At 63.8% G+C, this 2,931-nt stretch carries 3 protein-coding genes; 2 read left to right on the top strand and 1 reads right to left on the bottom strand.

Going from position 1 to position 2,931, the window contains the following annotated elements:
- Both EN935_RS29250 and EN935_RS29245 read left to right on the top strand, forming a co-directional pair.
- Window positions 1-1,565, top strand: a 1,565-nt coding sequence (locus tag EN935_RS29250; protein ID WP_164771414.1) for a fatty-acid--CoA ligase, incomplete at its 5' end; no start/stop codon positions are given.
- Window positions 1,566-1,645: 80 nt separating this feature from the next.
- Window positions 1,646-2,431, top strand: coding sequence for a DUF1499 domain-containing protein (locus tag EN935_RS29245; protein ID WP_127373892.1), 786 nt, complete (start codon window positions 1,646-1,648; stop codon window positions 2,429-2,431).
- Between the two features lie 32 nt (window positions 2,432-2,463).
- On the opposite strand, the gene EN935_RS29240 is transcribed toward EN935_RS29245, so the two are convergent.
- Window positions 2,464-2,931 (bottom strand): MBL fold metallo-hydrolase (locus tag EN935_RS29240; protein WP_348629916.1); only part of this gene is annotated, 468 nt, incomplete at its 5' end.

Genomic DNA, 2,931 nt, shown 5'->3' with positions numbered 1-2,931 from the left:
AGCATGGCGTGCGCGAGATCGTGTCGCGCTCGATCGAGGGGCCGATCGTGCGCACCACCTACGCGGACATCCATCGCCGCGCCCTGAAGGTCGCCCAGCGGCTGGAACGTGACGGCTATGGCTTGGGCGACCGCATCGCCACGCTGGCCTGGAACACCGCGCGCCACATCGAGGCCTGGTACGGCATCATGGGCATCGGCGCCATCTACCATACGCTCAATCCGCGGCTGTTTCCCGAGCAGATCGTCTGGATCATGAACCATGCCGAGGACAAGGCCGTCTTCGTCGACCTGACCTTTCTGCCGCTGCTCGAGAAGATAGCCGGTGCCGTCAAGTCGCTGAAACAGGTCATCGTCCTGACCGACAAGGCACACATGCCGCAGACGACATTGCCCAATGTGGTCGCCTATGAAGACTGGCTTGATGAGGCGGATGGCGACTTCGCCTGGAAGACCTTCGACGAAGGGACCGCCGCCGGTATGTGCTACACGTCGGGGACCACGGGCGATCCAAAGGGCGTCGTCTACAGCCACCGTTCGAACGTGCTGCACGCCATGATCGCCGCCATGCCCGACGCCATGGGCTTGTCGTCACGCGATACGATCTTGCCGGTGGTGCCGATGTTCCACGCCAATGCCTGGGGCCTTGGCCAGAGCGGGCCGATGATCGGCGCCAAGCTGGTCATGCCTGGCTGCAAGATGGACGGCGCCTCGATCTACGAACTGCTCGACACCGAGAAGGTGACTTTCAGCGCCGCCGTGCCTACCGTCTGGATGATGCTGCTGCAGCATCTGGAAGAGACCGGCAAGAAGCTTCCCCATCTCAACAAGGTCGTCATCGGCGGCTCGTCCTGCCCGCGCGCGATCATGACCAAGTTCCAGCAGAACTACGATGTCCAGGTCATCCATGCCTGGGGCATGACCGAAATGTCGCCGCTCGGCACGCTGTGCACCTTGAAGCCGGACTATGCCGGTCTTGAGGGGGAAGCCCGGCTCGATGTGCAGCAGAAACAGGGCTACCCGCCCTTCGGCGTCGAAATGAAGGTCACCGACGACGACAACAACGCGCAGCCCTGGGATGGCAAAACATTTGGCCGCCTGAAAGTGCGCGGGCCGGCCGTTGCCCGCGCCTATTATGGGGGCGCCGGCCCGGAACAGTTCGACGAGGACGGCTGGTTCGACACCGGCGACGTCGCTCACATCGACGCCGGCGGCTATATGCAGATCACCGATCGCGCCAAGGACGTCATCAAATCCGGCGGCGAATGGATTTCGACCATCGACCTCGAGAATCTGGCCGTCGGCCATCCCGATGTCGCCGAGGCGGCAGCCATCGGCGTCCATCATTCGAAATGGGGCGAACGGCCGTTGCTGGTCGTCGTCCGCAAGCCGGGCAAGGAACCCAGCAAGGCTGATATTCTCGAGTTCATGGACGGCAAGGTGGCCAAATGGTGGATGCCGGACGATGTCGCCTTCGTCGGCGAAATTCCGCACACCGCCACCGGCAAGATCCAGAAGATCACCTTGCGCCAGCAGTTCAAGGACTATCGCTTGCCGACGGATTGACGCGATGGTGCATGTTTCGGCTTCATGCCATCGCAAAAAGGCACTAAGTGTCCGTTCGGGTTGGGGCAGCGCAGAAAACGATGGTTAGCATTCCCGAACGGCAAACGTCGAAGGCGGCCGGATGGTCGCGGCGCACGGCCGCTTTTTCGTTGGTGTTGCTGCTGACGGTCTTCGTCGGCCACCGCTTCGATCTCGTCGAAACACCGGTCTTCCTGTGGGTGCTGGGCATTGCCGCGCTGCTGGCGGCCCTGGCGCTGTTGTTTGCCGGGTTTGCCTTTTCGCGGCTGTGGAACTTCGGCGACCGCGGCGGTCGCGACCTGACGGTCGGCGCGCTGCTGGCGCTGCTGGTGCTCGCACCCTATGGCGTCGCCGCCTACTGGGCGACAATCTATCCGCCGCTCAGGGATATCTCGACGGATTTCGACGAACCGCCGGCGCTCGACGTGAGCGACCGGACGAAGGATATGAACGTGCTTGCGCCGTCGACGCCTGGCGAACAGCGGTTGCAGACCGACAGCTATCCGCTGGTCAGCGCACGCAGCTACGACCTGCCGTTCGAGACTGTCGTCAATGCCGTCGAAACCGTCCTCGACCGGCGCAACTGGGATCTGTCGGAACCCTATCCCGACCTCGCCGGGCAAAGCGACGTGACCATTACCGCCGTCGCCAAGGGCTTTGTGCTCGGCCTTCCCGCCGATGTGGCGATCCGCGTGACGGACGATGGCGATACGGTCATCGTCGATATGCGATCAGCTTCGCGATACGGCCGCTACGACCTCGGCGACAACGCCGCGCGCATCACCGATTTCCTGGCGGAGCTGGACCAGGAAGTCGCCGGTCAGGTTGGCGCGGCTCCGGCCGAGTAGGGCATTGGAACCTGGCAGTCTATTCGGGCGGCCTATCTGGCCGGCGTGAAAACGCCGTCAATGGCCGGTGCGGCGTCGGTCACAACCAGATCGCGTGCCACCAGGTCCTCGAGATGGGCAAGCACCGACAATCCGGCGGCGCCATGCAGCCGCGGGTCGGTATCCCTGTAGATCGCCTTGACCATGTCGGGAATCGTCCGGTCGCCTTCTCTGACCCGCTGCAGGATGGCGCGCTCGCGCATCTTGCGGTGCGTCTTCAACCCGCGCATGAAAGCGCGCGGTGCCGTCACCGGCCCGCCATGTCCGGGCAGCAGCAAGCGGTCCCCGCGGTCGATCAGCCGGTCCAGCGAGGCCATATAGTCGGCCATCGCTCCATCCGGCGGGGCGACGATGGAGGTTGCCCAGGCCATGACATGATCGGCCGAAAACAGGATGCCGGTTCCTTCCAGCGCGAAGGCCGCGTGATTGGCGGTGTGACCCGGGGTCAGAACCGTCCTGAT

It is taken from the genome of Mesorhizobium sp. M7D.F.Ca.US.004.03.1.1 (genome assembly GCF_003998635.1).
Taxonomy (GTDB): Bacteria; Pseudomonadota; Alphaproteobacteria; order Rhizobiales; family Rhizobiaceae; genus Mesorhizobium; species Mesorhizobium loti.
This window is presented reverse-complemented; position numbering and strand designations above follow the sequence as displayed.